This window comes from Streptomyces sp. 4N509B (genome assembly GCF_052245655.1).
Classification (GTDB): domain Bacteria; phylum Actinomycetota; class Actinomycetes; order Streptomycetales; family Streptomycetaceae; genus Streptomyces.
This window is the reverse complement of sequence record NZ_JBQQBZ010000002.1, coordinates 1-18884: the sequence shown is the minus strand read 5'-3', so window position 1 is coordinate 18884 and position 18884 is coordinate 1. Positions and strand designations below refer to the sequence as shown.

Below are 18884 nucleotides of genomic sequence, written 5' to 3'. Positions count from 1 at the left end.
CTACATGTACCGGACGATCGAACTCGACGTGAAGGTTGCGAACCCTCCAGGGCGGATGAGGACCAGATCAACGGTCAGCGATGGAACATCATCCAGGTCACGTTGCGAACCCTCCAGGGCGGATGAGGACGGGCGGTCGCCACGGTGAAGGCCGAAGTCGTCTGGTTGCGAACCCTCCAGGGTGGATGAGGACCCGAGGGTAAAGTCGCTGGTCAGCGCGTTGCCGTAGCGGACCCTCGGAAGGGGTTGTGCAGCGAGCCGTCGGTAGTGCATCTGTGCTGGTCAGAGCGTTACTTGTGAGCCGCTGGCTTGGGACCATCGAACGGCCCGCGCCATCGCCGGCGGTCAGCTTACGGGCTCAGACGGGCGTTCTCGACTCCTTCGCGCATACGGTGCCGAGCTCGTTGACCGGTCAGGTGTACAGGCGGACCCGGGTGATGATGGGTTGCGGATCCCGGTCGTCTGCCGCGCAGCTCAGCGCCTCCGCTGTGGCGAGTTCGCCCAGGCGGAGAAAGACCTGCTCGCACGAGTCGACCTCGTGCCACTTCAGGGATCGCACGAACACCCGCGCCGCCACGGCGGGACCAGGGTGGTCGAGGCGTCCTGTCCCGCCCGCGAGCCCACGCAGAACGCCCTGCTGGAGTGCCTCCTCGTAGGCGGGCTCCGATGCCGGAGTGCGGGCGAACACGCAGATGGCCGGCTCCCCGGCGGGCAGGGGCTCGAAGTCCAACTCGACGTGACCGTAGGTGGGCACGCAGGCTCCGAGTGTCTGCCGTGAGGACACCCGCACCCCTCGCACCGGACGGGACAGCGGGATCGTCTGGGCCCTCGCCATGGCCGCAACCGTAACCCCCGCGCGGCGCCGTCGGGTGTGTTGCCGATGTGCGACAGCTGGGCGAGATCGCGTGCCGGACAGCCGTAGCCGTCCCGGACGACCGGACAGTTCGCGGAGCGGCTGCGCCACGGTGAATTCGCGCGGTGCCGGCAGGGGGGCGTTGTGACCCGCCAGGCACATCGCGGAGCGGGAGCAGCGGAGTGTCGGTGTCGTTGCGGCGCGAACGGCCGGTTCCTGGTGCGGCGTATGACTCGTTGACTGCCTTGGCCGGGCCAGTCCCGTTTCCCGCTGGGTCCGCCAGGTGTGAGAAGCACCAGGGAAGAGGCCACGCAGCGGTCGTCGAACCGCTGCGGTCCACGCGTGTGTTGCAGGTCGTAGACGCCCACGACCTTCTTGCGCGTGGTGGAGCCGTGGATGAAGCGCTGCCTGCGTGACGTGCTCGTCCGGACCAGACCGACCCGCGACCTGCATCAGCGGCTCCCGTCGCCGACCCCGACGTACGGGTGGGGAACCGGCCTGACCGTGTGCCCGAACAGCCAGCCGAGGGCCAGCCCGATCGTCGCGGGAGCAGCGATGAACAGCCGTTTCTGCAACGAGGCGTACTCCGGGCGCTCGCGCAACCAGGCTCCCCATGCCGCGTAGACGTGCCGGACCACGAGTTCGAAGCCGTCGGCGCTGTCCGGGAGGTTGGCCTGTCCGCCGTCGATGACGAGCGCGGCACGGCAGCGTGCGTGCGCCCCGGTGGCGTCGGCGCAGCCGACCCGGGCGGCGTTGAGCGCTTCCGCGACCATCGCGGGGTTGTGCGCGAGGTGCACGACCAGCGCGACCGCGTCGCCGGCCCCGGTTGGGCCGTTGCCCGCGAAGGTCTCCTCGCGGGTCGGAGCCAACTGCTCGGCGCGTGCCGCCTCGGGTGCGGTCGGCGGCTCCTTGAGTCGGGCGCTGACGGACAGGGCGGGGTGGAAGTCGGAGCCGGAGAGTTCGGTGCGTTGCTGTAGGACGGGTGCGGCCAACGCGCGCAGCGACCGGTGAACGTTGAACTTGAGCTTCGTGCCGAACTCGTACGCCTCCGGCAGCGTCGCGTTGACGTACAACGAGACGGGCGCGGCCGGATCGAACGTCGCGGCCTCCATGAGCCGGGCGTTGACCAACTCCCAGGCGACGTCGAGCTCGTTGCGTCGGGTCCGTGCCCAGTCGGGGTCGGCGGTGGCCTGGGCAGTGTCCGGCGCGCGGATCTCGCGCTGGACGACGAAACAGGAGTCGTGGTGGCGCCGGGCGTGATCGTTCGCGGCCACGGCCCACTGGTGGGTCCACGGCTCCCGCCAGCCCTCCCGGCGCAGGGTGACAACGATGCCGACGCCCCGGCGGCGCTGCTGCAACCAACTGATCCCGGCGAACAACGCGGCGGAGGCCACGCAGAGCACCGTGAGGAAGACGCGGCTGTCGCCTCCCCACCCCTTGATCACGTCCGGCACCGTGCCTGCGGCAACCGTCGCCGCCACACCCGTCACGGCGACGGCACCCCAGCCGGACATATCGACACGCCACGCTCTGAACCGCACGGATGGGCCTCCGATCAGCCTGTCTGCCTCTACATAAGACAGATGGACGAGCCGCGTCGAGGCATCCATCGCGCAGTGCGGTACGCCGGTCGGCTGCCGGGTGCCGTGTACGGGTCGGTTGGATGGGCTTCGCGTCGGTGCTTCGCCGGACCGGGCGGGCGCGGCTGCCACTTGTGCGGGGCAGCCGACGTTGGGCATGCTCGGTGATGGCACACTGGTGTATCCCGATCGTCTGACCTGCGGTGATGCACTACCGCCGGATCGCTGCAATTTCGCCGCCCGCGACCAGCTGTCGGCCTAGGCTGACCAGCGACTTTACCGTCGGGTCCTCATCCGCCCTGGTGGGTTCGCAACGGGAGGCCCACGCCGCGCCGCCAGCATGCCACCGAGGGTCCTCATCCGCCCTGGTGGGTTCGCAACGGACTCCCTTGGCCTCTTCCAGCAACGCCCGTCACAGGTCCTCATCCGCCCTGGTGGGTTCGCAACATGGAGTACAGGTCGTATCCGTCCGTATCGATTTCGGTCCTCATCCGCCCTGGTGGGTTCGCAACCCGCCGCGGGGCGGGAACCAAGCGTCGGGGTCGGCGGGTCCTCATCCGCCCTGGCGGGTTCGCAACGAGAGGCGAGGAGGCCGAATGGCCACGCCGCTCTCCCGTCCTCGTCCGCTCTGGTCGGCTCGCGACACTTGCGACTGTGCGACTACTTCGGTCGAAGTCCGAACCAAGGAGCTCGCGAGAGCGGCCCCTCCTTGACATGTGCGTCCCACATACGTTAGAAGACGCCGTCCCGCGCACTGCCACCCGTCCATCCGTCATATACGGAAGGGACGGAGGAGCGACATGGTCGCCAACACACCTGGGGGTGCGATGCGGGTCAGGGTCGATGTGGAGACGGATGCGCCGAGTCTGCGGTGGGAGGACGTGCACGGTCCGGCGCGTGGCGTCGTGTACGGGTTGCTGACCGGCCAGGACGCCGCGCTGGCCCGGTCACTGCACGACGAGGGGTGGCGTGGGCACAAGCTCAGGCCGTTGGGGATGACGAGCCCGCAGTTCAAGGGGGCGCCACGGAGGAGCGGTGTCTACACCACCTCTCCCGACGGCTCGGTGTGGTTCGGGTCGCCCGTCCCCGAGATCGCGGGCGTCCTGGTGGCGGCGTTGGCCGCGCGGTCGGAGATCGTCTGGGGCTCGGCTCGCCTGAGGGTGCGCGGGTGCGTGCTCGACGTCGACGCACCGGTCGAGGACGGCCCGGTGGAGCTGGCTACGGCCACGCCGGTGATCGTCAAGGGTGAGCGCCGGTACCTGCTGCCCGGCGACGAGGGCTTCGTCGAGCGGTTGCAGCACAACCTCACCCACAAGGCCGACGTGCTCGGGCTGCCCGCGCCCTCCGGCCTGCGGGTGTTGGAGGCGGGGCCCCAGCGGCGGTTCACCGTGCGGGGCAAGCCGCGAATCGGGGCGCAGGTGCGGGTCGCGATGGAGGCGGACGCCCGTTTCGTTCGGGCGCTGCGGGCCTGGGGCCTGGGGCTGGACACGGTGCAGGGCTTCGGGTGGATCCGGTGAGTAGCCTCGTGGGCGGCTCCGTCGGCGGCACCGTGGGTGGCTCCCTCGGTGGCTCCGTGGCGACGGTCGCCCCGCTGTCGCTCACGAGTCATCCGTTCCAACGCGCCGGTGCCTGGGCCGTGTCAGTGCTGGCGGAACGGGCGACCCCGCGTCACGTCACCGCCGGCGACCTGGACCGGGTGGCTGCCCGCCTCGTGGCGGACATCACCGTCGCCGCCACGGCCGAGAAGGGCACCGACGCATACGACTGGTGGAGCGTGCTCTTCGCGCTCTACCCGAACGCCAAGGCGACGCACAACACGCGCCCCCGGGACCGGGAAGCACTCCGCCCCGCCCTCGCCGAGCTGTTCGCCCCGGACGGTGCGGAGGCGTCCACGACGTTGTCCCGCCCCTGCCCCTGCGCCTTCTGCGGCGCGCGGGCGTCCGTCACGTGGACGAAGATGAACCTGCCGCTGTTCGACACCAACAAGATGCTGAACACACTGCCGCCCAACGTCCCCGGCTGGCCGGTCTGCCGCGGCTGCCGCGTGGCGGCATGGGCCCTGCCGTACGGCGCCTGGGTGACCGCCGGCTCGGCCACGGTGATGTCCTGCGAGACCGAGGCGGCCGAACGCCGCTTCGCCCAGCGCAACGTCCTGCGGGCGCGCCGGGTGATGCACCTCGGCTTCTCGGGCCTTCGCCCCGGAGCCCGCCCCGAGCTGGTGGCGCTCCACGCGCTGCGCGCCGCCCGTGCCGAGCTGTCCGCCACGACGTTGTGGACGTTCAGGAACCACAACGAGGCCCCGTGGCTGCGCGTGACCCACACCCGTCGCGCGGTGCCGCGCTTCCTCGCGTTGGTCGAGGGCAACGCGCCGCTTCACCGCGCGTGGCGGCTGCTGGAGCTCTCCCTCACTCAACGGGACCGCACGAAGGGAGCCGGAGCTGGCGCCGTGACCGTCAGCGGCCCGGCCGAGGCGGCGCGGCTGCTGTTCGAGCCGGAGGCGGAGGACGGCTGGAGCCGCCGCTCCCTCCTCTCGCAGCTCCACCGCCTCCTCGCCGATCCCGGGCGTCGCTGGAGCGCGCCGCACCGGGCCGATCTCACCCGCCTCGCCTTCACCTACGCCAAGGAGGTTCTGGGAATGGAGCCGAACCTGACCCCCGTCGCGACCGTGGTCGCCGACTGGATCGAACACGGCGCCGGTAGTCCCCGTGGCCGCCTGGCCCAGTACCGGAACGCCGCGTTGAAGGGCTACGAGCTGGGGCGTCTGCTGACTGACGCCGCGTTCCGTCTCACGCTCGACGGCCGGCCGGCGAAGGCCGGACCGGCGGACTGGAGGCCGTTGATCCGGCAGCAGCCCCGGGCGTGGGAGCAGCGCGTGCTGCTGGCCGCCACGGTGTTGCAGCTCCTCCAGGAGCGTGGCGTCGCGGTCCACGACGAACCGACAGCCGAATCGGACCGTGAATCCGCGGGCGCGGACGAGCGGGAACGGACCGAGCAGCTGTTGGCGCGGCCGATGCTCGGCGACGCGGACGCGGACGACTTCGACGACGAGATGGGAGCCGCGTGATGGTGTACCTCGCGGGGAAGATGGTGCTCTCGGTCAGGGCGAGCGCCCCGAACAACGGCAAGGGCGAGGCGACCACCGCCAAGGTGAAGGTCGCCCGCTTCCGCAACGGCTCCTACCCCTACGTCTCCGCGCAGGCCGTCCGTCGCTGGGCGCGGGACAGCCTGGTCGAGCTGGGAGCGGTCCCCTCTCCCGTGACCCGGGTCGGCAAGTCCCAGAACAAGGCCCAGAAGGCCAACACCGCCGCCGACCCGGTGCGCTACGCCGACGACGACCTGTTCGGCTACATGAAGGCCGGCTCCAGCAGGGACGGCGCGGCCACGACGTTGCGCGACAGCCCGTTCATGCTCGGCACGCTCATGTCCGTGGAGCCGGCGCGGCCGACGGAGGACTACGGCGTGATGGCCCGTGGCGTCATCGAGCCGGTGCTGCACGGCCACGAGTTCTACACCGCCGACCTGGCCGCGCCGTTCCTGCTGGACGTCCCGAGGATCGGAACCTTCACGATCCCGGACGCGGGCGGTGTCGGCCGGCCCAACTACCTCAGCCAGGAGCAGGCGCTCCAGGTCGCCGAGGCGGCAGCGGCCGGCGCGACGGCCGTCACGTTCCGGGAGCGGCCCGCCGTGCGGCTGCCCCTCGCCGAACGCCGCCACCGCACGGCCCTGCTGTTGGAGGCGTTGGCCCGGCTCAGCGGCGGCGCGAAGCAGGCGTTGCACTACGGCGACCGCGTGCCCGACCTCCTCGTCCTGGTGCCGTTCAAGGGCGGAATCAATCCCCTGGCGCACTGCGTGGACGGCGAACCCGGGGTCGGCCTGCGGGTCCGTGGCGAGGTGCTGCTGGAGGAGCTGGCCGCGTGGGAGGGCGAGTGGGAGCCGCCGGTGCGGGTCGGGTGGCGTCCCGGCTTCCGCGACGAGCTGCGGGAGGACTTCGAGAAGGTCTGCGCCCGCGAGATCGCGGACGGGCGGATCGTCGTCGGACATCCCAGGACGGTGCTGCGCGGGCTGGCGGCCGAGCTGCGTGAGGGCACGTTGGACGCCTGGTTCGACGACCCGGCCCGGTGACGGGCGTGGCCGAAGCAGTGGCCGCGGCCGAAGCCGTGGCCGAAGCGGTGGCCGAGGCCGTGGCCGTGGTGCGGGCGCGCGAGGCGCTGGCGGCGCGCGAGGCGCTGGTGGCGTGGCGGGCGGAGTTCCTCGCGCCCGTCGCGTCGTTCCGCGATCCGCTGTTCCCGGGCGTGAGCCGCTGCCTGCCGCTGCCCCCGCCGTCGACGGTGCGGGGGCTGCTGGCGGCGGCGACGGGCCGCGACGCCGAGGACGTTCCGTTCGGGATGGCGGCCTGGGCCGAGGGGCGCGGGGTGGACGCGGAGACGTACCACCCCGTCGCCGCCAACGGCTCCAACCCCGCCGTCTCCGGCCGGGTACGCGCGATCAGGGGCGGCACGACGATCCGCGACCGGCCCTTCCTGGCCGGGGTCCACCTGACCGTCTGGCTGCCGGGGGCCGACGGCGAACGCGTCGCGGACGCGTTGCGCCGTCCCCGCTGGCCGCTGCGCCTGGGGCGTTCGCAGGACGTCGTCCACCTCACCGGAACGGCGCGGGTGGCGCTGGCGCCCGCGGCGCGAGCGGTCGTCGGGCACGCGCTGGCGCCCGTGGGCGGGCACGACGTCGGGTCGGCGCTCGTGCACCGCATGGCGGCCCGGGTCTCCGCCGACCGCCTGACCACGACGTGGCGCGACTACCTGTGGTGCGACGTCCCGGTCGGCCGGCACCCGGTGCGTGGCGCGTACGCGGAGACGCGCGAGCCGGGGCGGGGGCGGAACGAGGCGGCGCGGGCCGACGAAGGGCAGGCGGTGTGGCTGCTGACAACGTGACGGCCGCGCCCCCGCCGCCGTCCCATCGGCAGGCGCCCCAACCCGGTGCCCGCAGGCGACGGCTCACCGACGTCCGCGCGAAGTCCCACCCGCCCCACGACCCCGAGCGGCTGACGACGCACTCCCGCGTCGTCCACGACACGGTCACCCAGATCGAGCAACGCGTCGCGACCGCCGGCATCCTGGCCGCCGAGCCCGCCTTCTGGACCCGCGTCCGCCGCGCCGCCGTCCTCCACGACACCGGAAAGGTCGCCGAGGGCTTCCAGCGGCAGCTCCTGCCGGGCGGCGCGCGGTGGGGGCAACGCCACGAGGTGCTGTCCCTGGCCTACGTCGACCTGCTGGCCGAGGCCGCCGGCTGGACGGACGCCGACCGCCTCGTGATCGCCACCCTGGTCGCGACCCACCACCGGGCGCTCCACGCCCCGGCCGCAGCCGCCGGCCGCACCGCCCGCGGCAGGCGGAGCCTGGCGGAGACGTACAACGCCCACACGCGGTGGGACGAGGCGTTCACCCGCACCCCGCAGCCAGGCGGGGAGCAGGTGCAGGTCCCGATGGGGCTGCACCGGGAGTTGCTGGCGTGGCTCGCCGGCATGTTCGCCACCGACCCGCCCCGGTCACCCCAGCCGTCCGCCGCCGGGGGAGGACCGACCCTGGCCGACCGCGCCCGCCTGCTCCTCGGCCGCGTCCTGGAGGCGTGGCAGCAGCCGGTCAGGCCCGAGCCGGGGCTCCTCGCCGTGCTGGCGCAGGGCGCGTTGACCCTGGCCGACCACGCCGGCTCGGCCCACGTGCCGCTCCAGACCCACCTCCCCCTGACCCCCGACTACCTCTCCCGCTTCCCCCACACGCCCTACCCCCACCAGCGCAGCGCCGGCGCCACCGACGGCCACCTGATCCTCACCGCCCCCACCGGCAGCGGGAAGACCGAGAGCGGGCTCGCCTGGGCCGCGCGCCAGCTGTCCACCATGCCGGGCCTGCCCCGCGTGGTGTGGACGCTGCCCTACCGGGCGTCGCTCAACGCCGCCCGCACCCGGCTCCAACGCGACCTCGCGCCCGCGCCGGGCGAGCGGCTCCCGGACGTCGGTCTGCTCCACGGCACCGTCGCCCACACCCTCCTCACCCAGGCCGTCGACGACGACTGCGGCGCCCCACCGCCCGCGCCGCCCGCCGCTGCGGCCCGCCAGGCTCCCCACGCCCGGCAGGCCCACGCCCGCCAAGCCCGCGCACGGGCGAACGCGATGCGCCTGTTCACCCAACGCCTGCGCGTCGCCACCCCCCACCAACTGCTGCGCGGCGCCATCGCCGGCCCCGCCTACTCCTCCGTCCTCCTCGAACAGGCCAACAGCCTCTTCGTCCTCGACGAGCTCCACGCCTACGAACCGGCCACCTTCGGCCGCCTGTGCGCCGCGATGCGGCTGTGGGAGACGCTGGGCAGCCGCGTCGCCGTGCTCTCCGCGACGCTCGCCCGGCAGATGGTCGACCTCGTCACCGAGAGCCTCGGCCGGACCGTCACCCACCACCGCGCGCCCGCCGGCACCAGCCCGGTCAGGCACCGCCTCGTCCTCGACCAGGACCCCATCGACTCCCCGGCCAGCCTTGCCCGCCTACGCGCCTGGCTGGCCGACGGCCACAGCGTCCTCGCCGTCTGCAACACCGTCGCCACCGCCCAACGGCTCCACGCCGAGCTGGCCGACGACGCCCGCACCGCCGCCCGCACCGCCCGCCCCGGAGACCCGTCCGGCGCCCTCCTCCTCCACTCCCGCTTCAAGAACCGCGACCGGAACGCCATCGAGCGGCACCTGCTGCGCCGCCACCCCGAACGCCGGCCCGGCGAGCACGCCCGCCGCGGCGGCCTCGTCGTCGCGACACAGACCGTCGAGGTCTCCCTCCAACTCGACTTCGACCGGGGGGCCGTGACCTGCGCCCCCGTCGAGGCCGTGGCCCAGCGCGCCGGCCGCGTCAACCGCCGCGGCCGTCACCCCGACGGGCCCGTCGAGTTCCGCGTCCACCGCTCCGACGGCCACCGGCCCTACGAGCAGGACGCGATGGCCGCCGCGTGGAACGCCCTCACCACGCTGACGGAGGAGGAAGGCGTCGACACCCTCAGCGAGCAGGACGTCGACCGACTCCTCGACCTCGCCTACGACACGGACTGGGGCAGGCGATGGGCCGAGGACGCCCGCCGAGCCCGCGACGAGTTCGCCGAGACCTTCCTCACCTTCACCGACCCGTTCCACGACCGGAGCGAGTTCGCCGCCCGGCTCAACGAGCAGTTCGACAGCGTCGAGGTCCTGCACCACGAGGACATCGACGCCTACCGCGACCTCACCGCCGGAACGGACGGCGACCCCCTCCTCGCCGCCGACCTCCTCATCCCCCTGCGCTACCGCGCGCTCCGCACCTACCACGCCCGCTACGACGGAGACCTGGCCACGTACGTCGTGGGCGGCACCTACGACCCGACGACCGGCCTCCACCCGCCCTCGCCGCCCTCCGCATCGGAGACCATCCTGTGAACGAGCCGGCCCCACCCACCCCGCCTTTAGCCGACGAGGACGGCGCACTCGGCGGCGTCCACATCAAGTACCTCCACCACTGCCCCCGCCAACTGTGGCTCTACAGCCGCGGCTACCGCCCCGAGCAGCGCAGCGCCCTCGTCGCCTTCGGCGAGGCCGTCGACGAGAGCACCTACACCCGGCGCCGCGACGTCGACCTCGGCGAGGCGAAGATCGACTGGGTGACGACCGGCGCCGTCGTCCACGAGACGAAGTCCTCCCGCGCCCCCTCGCCGGCCCACGCCGCCCAGGTCCGCCACTACTGCCTGCTGCTGGAACGCCGGGGCGTCGCCGTCCGCGGCGGCACCGTTCACTACCCGCTCATCCGGCGCACCACCGACGTGCCCTGGGACGCGGCGGCCCGCGCCGAGGCCGAGGACACCGAAGCCCGCGCCGCCGCCGTGATCGCGACCCAGACGCCGCCGCCCCGCCTGCCGCGCGCCGGCTGCCGTGGGTGCTCCTACCTCGACTACTGCTGGGGAGACTGATGCCCGCCGTCGGCCGCACCTACTGGCTGACCGAACCCTGCCGCATCCGCCGCGAGGACAACAGCGTCCGCGTCGAACGCGCCGACGGCAGCCCGGTCCGCATCCCCGTCACCGACATCCGCGACCTCGTCGCGTTCGACCACGTCGACATCAACACCTCCGCCCTCTCCCTCCTCAGCCGCAACGGCGTGACCCTCCACGTCCTCGACCACTACGGCAACCACGCCGGCCACTTCGCGCCCTCGGACTCCATGTCCTCGGCCCTCGTCCTGCGCAGCCAGGTCGAACTCACCGCCGACACCGATCGCCGGGCCGCGATCGGCCGCGCCCTCGTCCTCGCAGCCGCAGAGAACCTGCGCTGGGCCCTGGACACCGACCTCCTCGACCCCGCCCTCACCGTCCTGCGCGAGGCCCTGCCCGACTGTAAGGACGCCGACGCGATCATGGGCCAGGAAGGCAACTACCGCCGCACCGGCTGGGCCGTCCTCGACACCCAACTCCCGGCCTGGCTCCGCCTCGACGGCCGCACCCGCCGCCCACCCACCAACGCCGGCAACGCGTTCATCAGCTACATGAACTCCCTCGTCTACGCCCGCGTCCTCACCGCCCTGCGCACCACACCCCTCCACCCGGCGATCGGCTTCCTCCACTCCGACACCGACCGCCGCCGCAACACCCTCGCCCTCGACCTCGCCGAGCCCTTCAAGCCCCTCTTCGCCGAACGCCTCCTCAGACGAGCCGCCAGCCAGAAAACCCTCAAGCCGAGCGACTTCGAAACAGAGGTCGGCCGCGCCTCCCTCAGCAGGACCGGCCGCAAGAAGGTCGCCGCCCTGATGCGCGAAGAACTCGACACGACGGTCCACCACCGGCGCCTCAAACGAAAGGTCAGCTACGAGGAACTCATCCACCTCGAAGCACTCAAACTCGTCCGCCTCTGCCTCGAAGGAACCCCCTACAAGCCCTTCCGACCCTGGTGGTGATCCCCATCTTCGTCATCCTGGTCTACGACACGGCCGCCGAACGCAACCCGAAGGTCCTGAAAACCTGCCGGAAATACCTGCACTGGACCCAACGCAGCCACTTCCTGGGCGAACTCTCCACCGCCCAGTTCCGCTCCCTGATGTCCACCCTGACCGCCACCATCGACCCCACCCACGACAGCATCGTCGCCTACACCACCCGCTCCCCCGACCTGGTCGAATCCACCACCCTGGGCCTCGCCCTCGGCGGCCCGGGCGACATCCTGTAACGGGGGCGGGGTGACGTGCGCTCGCGTAGGATCGGGCCCTGCTCACCTGACGCTCTGACCTGTGGCTTTGCACTACCGCCGGACTGCTGCAGTTCCTGGAGGCGATTCCCTCACTCGGAACACCATGACCTGCGACTTTACCGTCGGGTCCTCATCCACCCTGGAGGGTTCGCAACGAGCGGGTTCGGGGCCCGGGGCGGCCGGCGGTTCCTTGTCCTCATCCACCCTGGAGGGTTCGCAACATGGCTGCCGTGTCCAGCGACAGCCGCCCGAGCCACGAGTCCTCATCCACCCTGGAGGGTTCGCAACCCTGAGTGGCTAGCTGTACACGGCTCTGGATCTCGGGTCCTCATCCACCCTGGAGGGTTCGCAACGCGGCCGCACCAACGCCACCGCCACCCCGACGTACGGTCCTCATCCACCCTGGAGGGTTCGCAACACTACTCCCTCGGCGTCCTCACCATCGACGTCGCCTGGTCCTCATCCACCCTGGAGGGTTCGCAACATCTGCCGGTTGCGCTGATTGATCTTCCGAAGCTCCGTCCTCATCCACCCTGGAGGGTTCGCAACACGTCGCCGGGGTCGAACTCGAAGTCGTCGGGGACGAAGTCCTCATCCACCCTGGAGGGTTCGCAACCTGGCGGCAGACCTCCACCGCTCAGGACACGGTGTCCTCATCCACCCTGGAAGGTTCGCAACTCCCCTCACGGACGAGAGGGGACCCTGCGTGATTTACAGCCCCCGCTCAGGGATGCCTATCGTCGCGGGGACGCTGGTCGGAGAGGCAGATGTTCTTCGACCGCCTGAGGGATGCGGCGTGGCGCCGGGGATGGCCGGGGCTGGTTGGGGGTGTCTCGTGCGGCTTGCCGGAGGCGGTTGTCGGTCAGTCGTTGCTGGATGCGGGCGCGTTGGAACAGGGTCACGGCGTCGCGTAGGTCGGTCCACAGTGGGTGGAGGTCTACGTCGTTCGGGGCTTCTCCGACGGGGGCGGTTGCGGTGGTGGGGTGGAGCGTGCGCCAGAGCGTTACTGCTGTGACGAGCTGTCGCCAGTGGTTCTGCTGCCGTGGGTCGCTGGCGTCCGGTGCCGGGATGTGGCGGAGCCAGGAGGCTGGCGGTTCCTGCGCGGTCATGGCGTGGTGGAGGGCGATGTCGCTGAAGGCGCGTGCCGTGGCGGTGAGTGTCTGCTGGGTGGCCTTGTCACGGGAGTGCTGGTTCAGCATGCGCTGCTGGAGCGCGCATGCGGTGCGGGCAGCGATGTGTGTGGCGGTGCCGGGGCTGGTGACACGGGTGCGGGCGGCTGTGAGTGCGCGGGTGCGGCGGCCGAGGGTGGTGATGCGGTCGTGGAGCGAGGCCCATGCGTGGGGGTCCTGGGGGTGATCAGGTTGCTCTCCGATTCCTTCGCTGCCGTCGTGGATGCCATGGAGGGTGCGCCAGGCGTGGGTGAGCGCGGCGGTGTGCTCCCACTGGGTGCGTAGGTCGCTTCCTGGGGCGGGGACGGGACCGAGGGGGCGGGTCCAGGTGGGTGGGTGTGTGGCGAGGAGGGCGCCGGTGTGGGTGAGGCGTTGTGCGAGCACGGTGCGGCGTTCGCCGAGGTGGTGGCGCCAGCTGGCTGAGGTGTCGGGGTCGCGGAGGGCTGCCGAGGGGGCGAGCCAGTCGGGGAGCGGGCCGGAGTGGTCTGGGGTGGGGGGTGGGGCATCGGGGAGGCGGTTGCGGAGGCGCTGTTCGGCGTGGATCCGGGCGCTGATGGTGCTGGCGCGGTGGAGGCGTTCGAGGGCGGTGGAGGGGTGTCCACAGGGGGCGTGTGCGAACGGGTGTCGGAGTTCGCGTTGGCAGTCCTCGCGGAGGCGGTCGACGCGCGGCATGGTGCGGCGGAGGCGTTGTTCGCGGCACAGGGTGGTGTGCTCGGCGGCGGCGGAGCGTGCGGTGGTGGGGTCGTCTTCGAGCAGGGCGCGGCGCATGCGGGTGCGGGCGTCGGCGATGGCGGTGGCGAGCGCTGTGGAGATGAGGTGGCCGTGGGGGCGGTTGGACCAGGCAGGTGCGGAGACTGGTGAGGAGGGGGTGGTGCGGGCGCACGCGTGGTGGACGTCGTCGAGGGCACTGCGGCGGATGCGTTCGGCGCGGTCGGCGAGGCGGGCCAGGAGGTCGGGGGTGAGGTGTTTGAGGGGGCGGCTGGCCCCGGGGGTGGATTCGCGTTCGGCGGCTCGTTGGGCGGTGGCGCGGCCCTCGGTGATGCGGGTGGTGATGCGCCAGGTGAGGAGGGCGGCTGGGTCGTCGGTGTGGGCGTCGGTGTTGGTGAGGTGGTGTTCGGTGTGGGCGGAGGTGAGGAGGCGGACGGGGTTCCAGCCTTCGGCTTCGGCGGTTCGGAGGGCTTGTTGGAGGGCTGGCCAGGCGTCGGCACACAGGATGGGTTCGGCGGCGTTGCCGAGGGCGCGGCGGGTCAGGCGTTCGAGACGGTGGCTGTCGGCGCGGGCGTAGACGTCGGCGTATTCGGCGGCCAGGTGCGTGACGGCGCAGGCGTCGTCGTGGATGGTTCTGATGGTCTCGTGGGCGGAGAGGGTGGGGCGGGCGCTGTCGGCGATGGTGGCCAGGACGTCGTGCGTGGTGTGATCGTCGGTGGTGATGGCGTAGAGGTGGTTGGCGTGGCGGCCGCGGGTGGCCATGACGTAGGCGGACGCGCGGCTGGTGCGGGCGCTGACCAGGCCGTGGGCCGTGTCCACCGTGAGGCCCTGGGCGCGGTGGGTGGTGCTGGCGTAGCCGAGTTCGGTGTGGCGAGTGAGGTAGACGGCGGGGAGGACGACGCGGCCGTGGTGGGTGGTGTGGCGGACGGTGGCGTTGCCGTGCCGGTCAATGCGTTCGACGCGCCACTGGTCGCCGTTCTTGACGAAGTCGCGACCGCCGTGGACGGGCAGGCGGCGTTCGTTCCTGCGGGTGATGACCAGGTCGCCGGGGTGGGCGTGGAGCTCGTCGCGTAGCGCGGTGGAACGGGTGGGGTCGAGGTGGCCCGAGATGAGCTGGAAGGCCTGGGCGCGGGCGTTGAGGACGCGGACGTTGTCGGTGTCGTCGGCGATCATGAGGGCGAGCAGGCCGTCGCTGGTGTCGTTCTGCCAGGCGGTGAAGAGCGAGTCCAGCATCGTGTCGGGGTCGCCGCCGACGATGCGGTGGTTGGCCAGGTGCCAGCGCCAGGCGTGGGCGGGGTCGCCGTCCCGGAGGGCGAGGGTGGCGTCCGCTTCGCCCGGGGCGCGGAAGCGGTGGAGGATTTCGAGTTCGGCGGCGCCAACCTCGCGGGTGAGGAGGCGGAGGGCGCCGCCGGACTCGACCGAGCCGAGCTGGGCGGGGTCGCCGAGGAGGCGGACCAGGGCGCCGGCTGCTTCGGCTTCGGCAACGACGCGGGCGAGGTTGTGGGTGCCCGCCATACCGGCCTCGTCGACGACGATGACGTCGCCGGGGTGGAGCAGGAACGTGCGCCGAACGCGGCGGCCCTCGGCGAGGCGGGTGCGTTGGGCGAGCCAGCCGTGGAGGGTGTGGGCGGGGGCGGCGAGGTCGTCTTCCAGGACCTTGGCGGCGCGGGAGGAGGGCGCGAGGGGGATGAGGCGTGCACCGCTGTCGGCGACGGCGTCGCGGACGAGTCGGAGGGCGGTGGTCTTGCCGGAGCCGGCGGGGCCGACGCCGACGGCGAGGAGCTTGTCGGAGCAGGCGAAGGTGTGGGCGAGGTGGCGTTGGCCCGGGTCCAGCGGGGGCCCGTCGTCGAAGTGGTCGGCGACGGTCGTGAAGCGGTCGGCGGTGAGGGCCGGGATGACGGTGCGGTGGGCGGCGTGGAGGATGCGGGACTCGGCGGCCAGAACGCCCGTGGAGGTGTAGAGCTCGGACTCGCGGCGGCGGTAGATGCTCGTGCCGTCGGCGCGGAGGAGGGGCGGGAACGGGGCGTGGAGGTCGGGCGGGGTGATGTTCAGGGAGCCGTGGTCGAGAGCGTGCTGGGTGATGCGTTCCGCCAGTTCTGTGGTGTCGCCGCGGCCTCCGGTCAGGCGGAGGATGTGGCGGCGGGCCTCGGCCAGGACGTGGCGGCGGCCCCAGACGGCGCGCTCGGCGGAGACGGTGTGGAGGACGTCGGCGGCGGCCTCGGGGATGTCCACGGCGGGGGGTGGGGGTGACGCTGCGGCGGTCTGTTGGGCGTGGCGGAGGAGGGTGTTGGTGCGGGGTGCGCCGATGAGGGTGACGGCCTCGTGGTGCCAGGCGGCGCGGAGGTCGGAGAGGGCGCGGGCCTTCTTCTTGGGTGGGCGGGTCTGTTGGGCGGCTTGTTGGATGAGGGCCAGGCGGGCGGTGGTGTCGGGCTCCCTGCCGTGGCGGCTGCGGTACGCGTCGAGGAGGTGGTGGAGGTCGGCGCGGATGTCGTGGGCGCGCTTGGAGAAGGCGTTGACGAGGTCGTCGTCGAGGCCGGCGATGGCCATGACGGGTCGCTTGCCAGGGGTGACCTCGCGTTCCTCGGTCCTGACGTCGAGGCGGCGGCAGAGCTCTTCGACGACGCGCTGGTTGTACAGCTCGCTGGCGGCGACGCCCATGGCGTAGAGCAGCTTGCCGTCGATGCTGCGCCACCTGCCGTCGAGGCCGCGGACCTTGTTCGCGACGACGACGTGGTCGTGGAGGAGGGGGTCGCCGCGGCGGCTGTCGTAGTGGCGGTACTGGGCGGCGATCAGTCCGCCGCGCACGTCCTCCTGGGCGATTCCGTTGACGCCGGTGCGGGTGGCGAGCGCGTTGTTCTCGATCCAGGTGAGAGTTTCGGCGATGGACTGTTCGTGGGCTGCTTCGACCTGGCGGCGGGTTTCGTCGTCGCCCAGAGCCCAGAGGATCGAACCGTACTTGTTGCGGAAGACGAGGTCGTACCCGGCGACGGCCTGGCGGGTGCAGGTGGTGTGGGCGGCGATGTAGCGGTTGAGTTCCTGGGGTGATTTCGGGGAGCGGCCGAAGTCCTGGCGGAAGGCGACGGCACCGGTTTTCGCGCGGAGGCGTTTGCGTTCGGGGTCGGTGGGTGGGCGGCCCTCGCGGGACTCGAAATCCTGGAGGGCGCCTGCGATGCGGGCGGCGAGTGGGCCTTCCGTCTGGTCGTATCGGTAGTAGCGGCGGCCGAGGCGGGCGCTGCGGACGGCGGCTGCGGGGCTCAGGCCCTGGGCTGTGGCGTGCTCGATGATGCGGTCGGCGTTCGGGTGGAGACCCTCGCCGTACAGGGCTCTCATCTGGGCCTCGGTCACGGTGCCACTGACGCCGAGTTCGGCGCTGCCGGCGCCTACCCAGACTCCGGGTGGGTTGCCGTCGGCGGTGTAGTAGTCGTCGAGCTCGCGCCGGCCCGAGCGGCGTTCGTCACCGGTCGCGATTTCCCGCGTGTAGTAGAGGTAGCCATCCCCAGCGGAGAGCTTGTGGATGGTCATCATGCGGCGCAGGCTAACGCGTGAACTTGTGAATGCAAAAGCTTCGACCGATTTCGCTGGGGTCGTGTCGGGGTGTGTCGCCAGCTTGTCACCAGCGAAATCGGTCCGCGAAGCGGAGGGGTTTGTCCCCAGGCGTGCTCTCCGGAGCGCGCCTGGGGACAAACCCGCGGCGGCCGATATCCACGGAGGGCTTGGCGGCATGGTGACGCGCGGATGCTGGCGGAGGGGCGGCATGATCGGATCGAGGATTCGTGCGGAAGCACGGAAGCACGGAAGCACGGAAGCACGGAAGCACGGAAGCACGGAAGTGCGGAAGTGCGGGAGTGCGGAAAGGCTGGAGGAGACGTATGGCAGGTCGGAGGGTCTCGCGGTTGGTCGAGGCGCGAGAGAAGGCGCGCGCCCGGACGGCGGAGCGTCGGCGGCGAGAGCAACGACTTGAGGATCTCGCGACCGACTGGTTCCAGGCGGAGGGCGAGATCTCCGAGATCGAGGCGGCGGCAGAGCGGAGGATCGAGCTCTACGCGGCGAAGGTCCGAGGGGAGGCGGAGACGAGCGTGCGGCAGTTGCGTGGACGGATGGACGACGCGGTGGGGGAGATGCTCACGCTGACGGGTGTGCGCGCGGTGGCGGAGCTTCTAGGAACCCAGGAGTCGACGGTGCGTGCGGTCAGGGTGGCGGCGGACGCCGCTGCCAACGTCGCTCCGAGTGCCGCCCCCGACGTCGGTTCTTCTGAGGCCCGGACGGAGTCGCCATCGGTCGCGACGGCGTCCGTGCCCTCGCCCGCCTCCGCCGAGCGAGCGCCGACCTCGGCGGCGGGTTGATCGACGGGTTGAACAACGGGCGACAGACACGGCCACGGCGTTTCGTTCCTTCGGCCCGTGCGTCCACAGGGCGACCGGGCGCTCAGCTTCGGCGTCGGCGGGCCTGGCTTCTGTCCATCACCGTGTCAGGTGGTGTGGGCGCGGGCGGCGTTGAGAATGCGGTTCCAGGTAGAGCGGGAGGAAGCGTGCTCGGGGCCCGCGGTGGCCTGGAGACGGGGGATGAGCTCCGCGTTGCGGGCGTCGGGGTGGTCGGCGAGGGCGCGGCGGGCGAGGTCGAGCCGGGGGTCGTTGGCGTAGGGCGCGGCGTTGGCGCTGGTGCCGGGCCGACGTCCGGAGCGTTGGCCTCGGTAGGGGCGTTGGTCGGCGAAGGCCCAGATGCGGTGGAGCCTCCACTGCGGACGGCGCCGGCCGCTGGGCAGCTCGGTCCAGCTGTCGGGTTCGGGGAAGCCGGGGGGCGGCTCGGTCAGCCAGTGGCTGATGGTGGTGGTGTCGGTGTGGCCGCAGGCGCGGGCGAAGTCGGCGGGGCCGCCGAGGTCGTCGGGCTTGCCGGCGCGGACGGTGGAGCCTCGGCGTTGGGCGACGTACTCGTCGTGCCAGCGGCGGAAGGTGTCGACGTGCCAGCGCGGCCGGGGCGGGCCCGGCTGACCGGTGATGGCGTCGACCGGGGGCGGGTGGCCGTTCGTGGCGCGCTGGGCCCAGAGGCGTTCCAGCGTCGAGACGCTGGTGGCGAGGAGCGCGGCGAGTTCGGCGCGGGTCGCGAGGCGGCGGGGGCGGGGGGCGTCGGCGTCCACGGGAGTGATTGTGCCGTCGCGCTCATCGATGTGGGTGGGATTGCGTGGCGTAGCATGTGGGCTTCCTACGGTTGCGTTGCTCCTTGGTGAAGGGGAACCGCTCGGTAGGTGGACGGTCGGCCGGTTGCCCACTTGTGCCGACCGTCCTTCTTGTTCGAGGTGGATGTGGCACGGCGTTGCGTCGCTGCCGTCCCTCCGGCAG

General features: G+C 72.1%; 13 protein-coding genes and 1 CRISPR repeat array. Of the genes, 9 read left to right on the top strand and 4 right to left on the bottom strand.

The features are described 5' to 3' along the window. Window positions 1-412 precede the first annotated feature (412 nt). Window positions 413-754 carry a hypothetical protein gene (locus ACTWP5_RS02205; RefSeq protein ID WP_443218948.1) on the bottom strand — a complete coding sequence of 114 codons (342 nt, stop codon included), beginning with the start codon at window positions 752-754 and terminating at the stop codon, window positions 413-415. 551 nt (window positions 755-1305) lie between these two features. Beyond that, a complete protein-coding gene (locus ACTWP5_RS02200; RefSeq protein WP_443218947.1) occupies window positions 1306-2367 on the bottom strand; it encodes a hypothetical protein in 1062 nt (353 codons plus the stop codon). Between the two features lie 971 nt (window positions 2368-3338). Here ACTWP5_RS02200 and cas6 point away from each other — a divergent pair. From cas6 to ACTWP5_RS02160, 8 genes are read left to right on the top strand one after another with little or no spacing between them, the layout of a single operon-like run. Next, entirely contained in the window at window positions 3339-3950 is a 612-nt protein-coding gene (gene cas6 / locus ACTWP5_RS02195) for a CRISPR-associated endoribonuclease Cas6 (protein WP_443218946.1), read from the top strand. Continuing rightward, complete coding sequence (locus ACTWP5_RS02190; protein WP_443218945.1) at window positions 3947-5497, top strand: hypothetical protein; 1551 nt, start codon at window positions 3947-3949, stop codon at window positions 5495-5497. Before cas6 ends, ACTWP5_RS02190 begins: the two co-directional genes overlap by 4 nt. Beyond that, on the top strand, window positions 5497-6555 hold the full coding sequence (gene cas7i, locus ACTWP5_RS02185; RefSeq protein WP_443218944.1) for a type I-B CRISPR-associated protein Cas7/Cst2/DevR: 1059 nt from the start codon (window positions 5497-5499) through the stop codon (window positions 6553-6555). Before ACTWP5_RS02190 ends, cas7i begins: the two co-directional genes overlap by 1 nt. 5 nt (window positions 6556-6560) lie before the next feature. Continuing rightward, window positions 6561-7361 carry a CRISPR-associated protein Cas5 gene (gene cas5, locus ACTWP5_RS02180; protein ID WP_443218943.1) on the top strand — a complete coding sequence of 267 codons (801 nt, stop codon included), beginning with the start codon at window positions 6561-6563 and terminating at the stop codon, window positions 7359-7361. Beyond that, window positions 7343-9874 (top strand): CRISPR-associated helicase Cas3', encoded by a 2532-nt coding sequence (cas3, locus tag ACTWP5_RS02175; protein WP_443218942.1) that lies wholly within the window; start codon window positions 7343-7345, stop codon window positions 9872-9874. Before cas5 ends, cas3 begins: the two co-directional genes overlap by 19 nt. After that, the gene (locus ACTWP5_RS02170; RefSeq protein ID WP_443218941.1) at window positions 9871-10401 is read left to right on the top strand and encodes a CRISPR-associated protein Cas4; all 531 of its coding nucleotides are present in this window, start codon (window positions 9871-9873) and stop codon (window positions 10399-10401) included. The genes cas3 and ACTWP5_RS02170 overlap by 4 nt, the downstream gene beginning before the upstream one ends. Next, complete coding sequence (cas1b, locus tag ACTWP5_RS02165; RefSeq protein WP_443218940.1) at window positions 10401-11381, top strand: type I-B CRISPR-associated endonuclease Cas1b; 981 nt, start codon at window positions 10401-10403, stop codon at window positions 11379-11381. The genes ACTWP5_RS02170 and cas1b overlap by 1 nt, the downstream gene beginning before the upstream one ends. Continuing rightward, complete coding sequence (locus ACTWP5_RS02160; RefSeq protein WP_443218939.1) at window positions 11378-11650, top strand: CRISPR-associated endonuclease Cas2; 273 nt, start codon at window positions 11378-11380, stop codon at window positions 11648-11650. Before cas1b ends, ACTWP5_RS02160 begins: the two co-directional genes overlap by 4 nt. A 147-nt stretch (window positions 11651-11797) precedes the next feature. Further along, a CRISPR array of direct repeats spans window positions 11798-12349; the repeat unit is 29 nt; unit sequence GTCCTCATCCACCCTGGAGGGTTCGCAAC. 56 nt (window positions 12350-12405) lie between these two features. On the opposite strand, the gene mobF is transcribed toward ACTWP5_RS02160, so the two are convergent. After that, window positions 12406-17073 (bottom strand): MobF family relaxase, encoded by a 4668-nt coding sequence (mobF, locus tag ACTWP5_RS02155; protein ID WP_443218938.1) that lies wholly within the window; start codon window positions 17071-17073, stop codon window positions 12406-12408. A gap of 344 nt (window positions 17074-17417) precedes the next feature. On the opposite strand from mobF, the gene ACTWP5_RS02150 reads away from it, so the two are divergent. Further along, on the top strand, window positions 17418-17891 hold the full coding sequence (locus tag ACTWP5_RS02150; RefSeq protein ID WP_443218937.1) for a hypothetical protein: 474 nt from the start codon (window positions 17418-17420) through the stop codon (window positions 17889-17891). Between the two features lie 125 nt (window positions 17892-18016). Here ACTWP5_RS02150 and ACTWP5_RS02145 read toward each other — a convergent pair whose 3' ends face one another. After that, window positions 18017-18682: a hypothetical protein gene (locus tag ACTWP5_RS02145; RefSeq protein ID WP_443218936.1), complete on the bottom strand. Its 666-nt coding sequence runs from the start codon at window positions 18680-18682 to the stop codon at window positions 18017-18019. Between the last annotated feature and the right edge of the window lie 202 nt (window positions 18683-18884).

Bases quoted from the DNA above. Each gene is read 5' to 3' on its own strand.
- ACTWP5_RS02200 (WP_443218947.1), bottom strand. From the start codon at position 2,367: ATGTCCGGCTGGGGTGCCGTCGCCGTGACGGGTGTGGCGGCGACGGTT.
- cas7i (WP_443218944.1), top strand. From the start codon at position 5,497: ATGGTGTACCTCGCGGGGAAGATGGTGCTCTCGGTCAGGGCGAGCGCC.
- cas1b (WP_443218940.1), top strand. From the start codon at position 10,401: ATGCCCGCCGTCGGCCGCACCTACTGGCTGACCGAACCCTGCCGCATC.
- mobF (WP_443218938.1), bottom strand. From the start codon at position 17,073: ATGATGACCATCCACAAGCTCTCCGCTGGGGATGGCTACCTCTACTAC.
- ACTWP5_RS02150 (WP_443218937.1), top strand. From the start codon at position 17,418: ATGGCAGGTCGGAGGGTCTCGCGGTTGGTCGAGGCGCGAGAGAAGGCG.